The following is a 7,529-nucleotide window of genomic DNA, read 5'->3' as shown; positions in this document are numbered from 1 at the left end:
TAATCAATACATCGATAGGGGAGTTCAAATACCATACGAGCTAGGTAAAGGCATAGGAATAAGAAAAACGCCTAGAACTGCGATTTTGCTTGCTCAATTCTGTGGATGGAAAATATGTTAAAACCCATATAGGCAGTTCAAGATAATCATTATTGAGTTTATATTTTATACGAGTTAATGCTTTTTGCTCGCACTTATAGCCGCACTAATGTCCATAAAAAGGCTTACCTACACTAAAAATCGTGTGTTTCTTTCCTGCATTACTTTTCGTTGAGTCATATGCCCTAAATGCTTTATTGGCAATGTATACAGCTTCCTTAAAACAGCTCAAAAAGGCCTTTAAATGACCTTTCAAAATCCGACTCATAATCAGGGGGTCCCAGGTTCAAGTCCTGGTGGGCCCACAGTAACTTAAAAACCGCTTTTACAGCGGTTTTTTCTTTTTCCAAAAATACGGTCACCCTACAAATCCTTTTAGCTTTAAAACATTTACCTTGCTGGTGAAATACAATGGCTAACTATCCTCAACTTAACGAAGAACAAAAAGCTGCCTTTGATGCGTTAAAAAAATTCATCAAGCACCCTACAGCCAATACATTCGTTATTAATGGCTATGCTGGCACTGGGAAAACTTTTCTGATGCAATATTTTGCCAAGTGGCTGAAAGAAAAAAATCACAAATTTAAAATGCTGGCTTCTACAGGTAGAGCAGCCACTGTATTAAAAGGCAAAACCGGCTTTGAGACCAAAACAGTGCATGGAGAACTATATCAGTTTAGCAAAGTAAATGGTAATGACGAAAATATATCGACCGATACTATAGAACAATCAGGGCAAATGACGCTACAGTTTAGCCTGCGCCCACCCGACGAGGTAAAACATATTTACATTGTTGATGAAGCCTCTATGTTATCCAGCAACTTTACGGATAGTTCTTCTTTTGCCAATTTTGGTTCAGGGGTATTACTGGAAGACTTTTTTAACGCTACAGGAAATAATAAGATCATTTTTGTGGGCGACCCTTGCCAACTTCCACCTGTAGGGCAAAGCTATAGCCCTGCCTTAGATACCAACTGGCTAGAGGAACAAAACCGTGCTGCATTATCTATAACACTACACAAGATAGAACGCACCAATAGCGATAATGACATTCTAAAACTAGCGCATGCCGTAAGAGACCTTAGCTTACAAGAAAGCTGGGAGAAATACATAAAGCTTCCTGCTAAAAATCATAGCGACATAACCCTATATGCTACACAACAAGACTTGTTTGACAGCTATTTAGAAAGATATAGATCAGTTGGTTCAAGCGGTGCTCTAGCTGTTGCACGCAGTAACAAAACGGTGCAACAAATAAATAAGGCAGTACGTAAGGAATTATACAGTGAAGATAATATGCCTTTACAGGTTGGCGACATACTACTAGTTACCCAAAACAACTACGCCCAACCACTCACAAATGGCGACTTTGTTACTGTAATTTCCTTAGGTGAGCTTAGACAACAAGCAGGATTAAACTTTCAGAACATACGCATTAAAACTGCCTTATCGGAGAAGGAGTATGATATATTGCTATCCCTAGACATCCTTTATAGTCAATCTTCGAACTACACACACGAGCAAATGAAAATGTTGATGATTGACTTTAACCAACGTATGAGCGCTAAAGGCTACTCACCCAATAGCATAGAATATAGAAAAGGAATGATGGAAGATAGCTACCTGAATTGCTTAAGGGCTACATATGGCTATGCTGTAACCTGCCATAAATCACAAGGTGGAGAATGGGATGATGTCTTTCTTTTTTTAGAACAGGGGATGTACGGCATGCCTCCCAAAGAGCTAAGCAGATGGTGGTATACAGCAATCACCAGGGCTAAAGAAAGCCTACATATTATAGATGGCTGGTGGATACGATAATAAAGACCTTGTATCTTTTATACCGACTTTAACCACCCTACAATACTCAGTCGCTTCTTATTTACCGGCAATACTTCATGCTCCAAATCATCGCTTCTAAAAAAGACAGCCTTTCTATTCGTTGGTAGCTCACTCTGCTCTACTCCATTATTGCTATACAATACCAACTGCCCTCCGTTACATTCTTCCCAGTTTTCATTTAAGTATATGACAAATGAGAATTTTCTTGCACTATTGGTTTTAAATTGATCCTTATGTCGCTTATAATAACTTCCTTCTTCGTATACTGCATAATGGAACTCATATGCATTTATCCCCGTATAGCAAGTTGCGTTTAAATGCGCTACAAAATCTTCAACAATTGCTATAAACTGTAATTCAGAAATATTAGTAGTATCGGGTTCTATCCAAAATATCTTATCCCTTCTTATAGCTGTTGCTACTACTCTGTTATTGGCATCGCCAACTCCGGCAAGTACTGTTTGCCCATTCAAATAAAGAGACTCTAAGTTTTGTCTTAACGACATTGCCAGATCTTGCGGTAAGAAGTGTCTCGAAACCCCGACACCATTTTGCGCATAGCCATCTATAAGCTCTTCAAAGCGTTCTTCCATCACTAATTCGTCCTCCTCTGCTTATGGTATGTTATTGGCTTATTGCCTTGATATTTTTTACAAATCTATATCCAAGTTTTCATATTATATACATTCTTATAAAATATTTTTTTCAAAAAAAGGGAGCAGTTTTCTGCTCCCTTTTTAACCATTATTATGGCGAATTTATTTTACTACAGAGAAACGTTGAGACTTCATACCTTCTCCGTTACTTGCATTTAAGATATAAGTACCTGTTGGCAAATCGGTAACAGAAACACTGATCTTAGGACTAGAAACATCTGCCCATCTCTTAACAATACGACCAGACATATCTGTAACTGTAAAGTGTACAGGCTGACCATAATGGCTGCTAGGAAGTGAAACATTAACCATATTTGTAGCAGGAGAAGGGAATACACTCATCGCATTTTCCAGTGCTTTATTCGTGGTTATGTTAGTAGGCCACCAGTAGTAGTAACGATTCAGTGAATCCGTATTTACTGTAGGTTTGAAAGAACCAACTCCATCCCAAGTTTCTGTTCTCAACTCTGTCATTTGACCACCACCATTGTGCTTGTAGTAGAACTTAATGTTGTTGATGTAGAAATTGTTGATCTGATCCCAGCTTTGTCTGATCATACTATCTGGGTTAGCATTAGTTCCGTAATAAGTGTTTTTATAAGAACCTGTCCACTTACCACCAAAATAAAACTCACTTGCTATAGACTCTAGCTTACCTGCATTATAGGTATAGTTATCTCTATCGTTAATTGCCCAAGCACCGCTTGTCCAATTAAAGTTGCTTACTACCATAGGTTCATTAGAACCATTGTATGAAGTTTCTACTTTGGTCTTATTCTCCCACAGTTTTGTGCTATTATTCCACTCTTCATGTATCATTGAAGTTGGCTTACCAGCACCATTTCTTGTGTAGGTATCTCTGTAGTCGTTTCTATATTCAAATTGCTTTGACTGGTTATTCCAGAAATAATCGATCTTAGTTACAGAGGTCACATTGTTTCCAGAAAAAGTATATACATAAATATCGTTGGTACGCCATGAACCACCGCCTTGAGTTCTCCAATCTTCGTAATAGATACTGTCAGGTACACTCCCCTTATAAACGACTCTATATCTACTGTCATTTACCCAAGAACTACCGCTTGCTTTCTGTATTAGTTGCTCTTCTAAATTAGAACCATTAAAGGAGTTTACTCTCTTCCAAGATGGCGTTGCTGCACTACCTGAAAAAGAGTAAGTAGTACGCTCATTATATTGGTGTTGGAAGATATTGATATCAAACTGTCCTGGATTTTGACCATTTCCATGCTGTACGTAAAAGTTACTGTCTACAGGTAAATATGACGCTCCATCATAATTGTAATGCGCATCAGCTATAAGCCTCATTTGCGCGTTTGCTTGCATTCCTAATGCCATGCAAGAAGCAATTGTAAGTATAGTTTTTAATCTCATATAGTGTTGTTTTGCTGTAATTTAATCAAAAATTAATCAAAAATAAAAACAAACAAGCCCTTAGAAGGTTTTTAGACCTTCCTAGAGCTTGTTCCACTATTAAGATCGTCTCTTGCTACTTTTCTACCGAAAAGCGTTGAGACTGTATGTCTTCTGCATTATTAGCAGTCAATATATAACTACCTGTTGGCAAGTCTGCAACTGAAACACTCATTTTAGGACTTGAAATGCCTGACCAGCTTTTCACAATACGTCCTGACATGTCTGTAACTGTAAAACGCACAGGCTTACCGTATACATCACCTGATAATTTGATGCTTACCAGATTGTTTGCAGGAGAAGGATATACCATCAATGCTTTTTCAACCACAGTATTTGTAGCTACATTAGTAGGCCACCAATAGTAGTAACGGTTCATTGAATCGGCGTTACTAGTAGGTTTAAACGAACCAATTCCATCCCAGGTTTCTGTTCTCAATTCTGTAACCTGGCCTGCTCCATTATGTTTGTAGTAGTACTTGATATTATTGATATAGAACTTATTGATCTGATCCCAACTTTGTCTGATCATACTATCTGGATGCGCACCAGTACCGTAATAGGTATTTTTATACGAGCCCGTCCATGTACCACTGAAGTAAAACTCACTAGCAATAGATTCTAACTTACCTGCATTGTAGGTATAGTTATCTCTATCATTGATTACCCATGCACTACCATCCCAATTATAGTTATTTACTACAAGTGGTTGATTAGAACCATTATAAGAGGTTTCTGCCTTTGTTTTATTTTCCCATATTTTACTAGAATTATTCCACTCCTCGTGTATTAAACTAGTCACTTTGTTAGCACCACTATAAGAATAAGTATTTCTATAGTCGTTTCTCCAACCAGCTCCCATACCAAACACATAGCGTTGAGAGGTTTCAGATGTTATATTATTACCAGTGAAAACATATGCTGTTTTCCTGTTGGTAAACCAACTGCCACTTCCAAAGTTGCTCCAGTTAGCATAAAAAACTGTATCTGGCTTACCGCTAACGTAATTTATTTTTACTCTTCTCTTACCTTTCCATGTAGTACCTCCATCTGATGTAGTATCTGTAGTACTCATATCAATATTGTTACTGGAAAAAGTAGTTGTTGTTCTTTCACTTAATGTAGCATTTCCCGAAACCACTTTGTATAAGTACCCCATATCAAACTGGTTATCAAACACAGGTATATTAAACTGTGCTGTAGCATACCCATTACTTGAGTGCTCATATTTATTACTGTCCATTAAATTATACGTAGTACCTGCGTATCTATAATGAGCATCAGCTACCAGTCTCATTTGTGCATTTGCTTGCATACCTAAAGCCATGCAAGTGGCCATTGTAAGTAGAGTTTTAAATTTCATATAGTGTCGTTTTCTCCTAAATTAATTTTATTTTAATATTTAAGAGATTAATTTTTTAAAAATCTATAGCCAATAGATGTCGGAACAATACATGTATTTGAAAATCAATATGTAAGAATAAAAAATATTTTCTTTTAGTATTCTCTTCGTCTAGCACTTACATTTGCGCTTAGTAGATTTTTTTCAGATGGAATACATAGCACAAATAGAAGTAGCAAAGTCATATTTATTAGAGGCAGGTATTAAGCAACCAGAAATAGGTGTTGTACTAGGTACAGGTCTTGGTCAATTTGTCGATCATATTGATATAGAACTAACAATACCTTATGGGGAAATCCCTCATTTTGCCGAAGCTACTGTAGAGTCTCATTCGGGGAAATTAATTTTCGGTACGATAAATGGAGTTAAGGTCTTAGCAATGCAAGGACGTTTTCATTATTACGAAGGCTATGATATGCAACAGATCACCTTCCCGATACGTGTAATGCATGCTCTGGGTATAAAGCAACTTTTCTTAAGCAATGCAGCAGGAGGTATCAACCTTGGGTTTAAAAAAGGAGACTTGATACTGATCGATGATCATATAAACTTACAGGTTGACAACCCACTAAGAGGATTGAACAAACCTGAATACGGCACCCGATTCCCGGACATGAGCCAACCTTATGATAAGGTATTGTCAAAAAAATTACACACTACCGCTCAAACCCTCAACATCAACTTAAAGCAAGGAGTTTATGTTTCTGTAATGGGGCCTAATTTAGAAACCAGAGCCGAGTATCGTTTCCTGAAAATAATAGGAGCAGATATGGTAGGCATGAGTACTGTGCCTGAAGTGATAGTAGCCAACCAAATAGGGCTACCATGTGTTGCCATTAGTGTTATTACCGACGAATGCGACCCTGACAACTTGCACCCGGTAAATATTGAGGATATAATAGCTATAGCTAACCAAGCAGATGGAAAATTAAGCCAGCTAATAGCCACTACTATTGGGAACAATTAACGCTCTAATATTTTTCTAAACCGTAGAACATTAGCGGCTTCATCTATTGCTGTGCCTTTTACCAAATGGTCTGCAAACTGGTTAGCAAAATATGGTGCTAAGGAACAGCCTTTGGTTCCCATACCATTAAAGACCCCCACATTAGTATGTATGGGATGCATGCCTACAAATGGTCTGCGCTCAATAGTACCGGCACGTTCAGATGCTATATGAGCAACAAACTCGTAAGGTAGCTTTAACCATTTGTCAAGTTGTGTTTTCACCTGCGTCTTAAACGATTCACTTGGTAATACATCATTATAGTCCCTATCAAAACTGGAGCCTACCCAAAACAGATCATCCTTCCAGGGCACAATATTATACCCTTGCTTATAAATATTAGCTGCAGATAAGTTGGGAATGCGGACTACCAATGCCTCCCCCTTTGTCATTGCATAGGGCAATCTCTTGAAGTAAGGATCATCATTCCCTTGCACTCCATTACATAATATTATTGATTTTGCTTCAATGCCCTCATACTTCACTCCTTTTTCATCCACAGTACATTTACTCCAATCAAAATAGGCGTCTAATAAACTATCCTGCTCAACAAGTCTTTTTCTCCATGCAGTGATCAAGTTTTGTAGTTCTACCAGATATACAGGCGTAACCTTACCAATGCCATAAGTAAAGTGAAACAACTCTTTGTAAGCTTCTTCATCCTGTACTACTTCTACGTACGCTTCATTTTCTTCCAGCTTGTCGTAGAAGGCTTGCTTCATTTGTTCATTGGCGTGGAAGGACAATATATCTTTCTGCGATATAATAGAAACACCCAACTCTTCTTCCAGCTCTTCGTATGCTTGCCATGAAAATGGCAATAGTTCATCTATCATCCATGTACTCACCACCCTTCTACCTGTCACAGGATTGATAACACCACTAGCTACTTTACTGGCTGAGTAAGGCACTGACTTATCAATTACCATTACACGTTTACCTCGTTTTACAAGATGGTAACTAAGCATAGTGCCCGATACACCTTGCCCTATTATTATATGATCTACTTGCACCTTGCAAAGAAACTATTTTAGCTGCTAACCTCTATCTTTATTACATGAGAATATTCTTACTCTTTTGCACAATATTATTT

The 7,529-nt window shown here is 37.8% G+C and carries 6 protein-coding genes; 2 read left to right on the top strand and 4 right to left on the bottom strand.

The features are described 5' to 3' along the window. Positions 1-510 precede the first annotated feature (510 nt). Positions 511-1,920, top strand: coding sequence for an ATP-dependent RecD-like DNA helicase (locus R2800_13630; GenBank protein ID MEZ5018094.1), 1,410 nt, complete (start codon positions 511-513; stop codon positions 1,918-1,920). 17 nt (positions 1,921-1,937) lie between these two features. On the opposite strand, the gene R2800_13625 is transcribed toward R2800_13630, so the two are convergent. The 3 genes from R2800_13625 to R2800_13615 all read right to left on the bottom strand — a co-directional run bounded on the left by R2800_13625 (position 1,938) and on the right by R2800_13615 (position 5,391). Then, positions 1,938-2,534, bottom strand: coding sequence for a 2OG-Fe(II) oxygenase (locus R2800_13625; GenBank protein ID MEZ5018093.1), 597 nt, complete (start codon positions 2,532-2,534; stop codon positions 1,938-1,940). Positions 2,535-2,699: 165 nt separating this feature from the next. Further along, a complete protein-coding gene (locus tag R2800_13620) occupies positions 2,700-3,989 on the bottom strand; it encodes a T9SS type A sorting domain-containing protein (GenBank protein ID MEZ5018092.1) in 1,290 nt (429 codons plus the stop codon). Between the two features lie 115 nt (positions 3,990-4,104). Further along, on the bottom strand, positions 4,105-5,391 hold the full coding sequence (locus R2800_13615; GenBank protein ID MEZ5018091.1) for a T9SS type A sorting domain-containing protein: 1,287 nt from the start codon (positions 5,389-5,391) through the stop codon (positions 4,105-4,107). Positions 5,392-5,578: 187 nt separating this feature from the next. Here R2800_13615 and R2800_13610 point away from each other — a divergent pair, with 187 nt between their 5' ends. Then, positions 5,579-6,397, top strand: coding sequence for a purine-nucleoside phosphorylase (locus tag R2800_13610; GenBank protein ID MEZ5018090.1), 819 nt, complete (start codon positions 5,579-5,581; stop codon positions 6,395-6,397). Here R2800_13610 and R2800_13605 read toward each other — a convergent pair. Further along, positions 6,394-7,449, bottom strand: coding sequence for an FAD-dependent oxidoreductase (locus tag R2800_13605; GenBank protein MEZ5018089.1), 1,056 nt, complete (start codon positions 7,447-7,449; stop codon positions 6,394-6,396). The genes R2800_13610 and R2800_13605 overlap by 4 nt on opposite strands. Positions 7,450-7,529 lie beyond the last annotated feature (80 nt).

The organism is Flavipsychrobacter sp., from assembly GCA_041392855.1.
Taxonomy (GTDB): domain Bacteria; phylum Bacteroidota; class Bacteroidia; order Chitinophagales; family Chitinophagaceae; genus UBA5543.
Note: the sequence above shows the minus strand (reverse complement) of the source record. Positions and strands in the feature narration are given on the sequence as shown.

Coding starts and splice junctions, on each gene's coding strand:
- R2800_13620 (MEZ5018092.1), bottom strand. CDS start 3,989: ATGAGATTAAAAACTATACTTACAATTGCTTCTTGCATGGCATTAGGA.
- R2800_13625 (MEZ5018093.1), bottom strand. CDS start 2,534: ATGGAAGAACGCTTTGAAGAGCTTATAGATGGCTATGCGCAAAATGGT.
- R2800_13615 (MEZ5018091.1), bottom strand. CDS start 5,391: ATGAAATTTAAAACTCTACTTACAATGGCCACTTGCATGGCTTTAGGT.
- R2800_13630 (MEZ5018094.1), top strand. CDS start 511: ATGGCTAACTATCCTCAACTTAACGAAGAACAAAAAGCTGCCTTTGAT.
- R2800_13610 (MEZ5018090.1), top strand. CDS start 5,579: ATGGAATACATAGCACAAATAGAAGTAGCAAAGTCATATTTATTAGAG.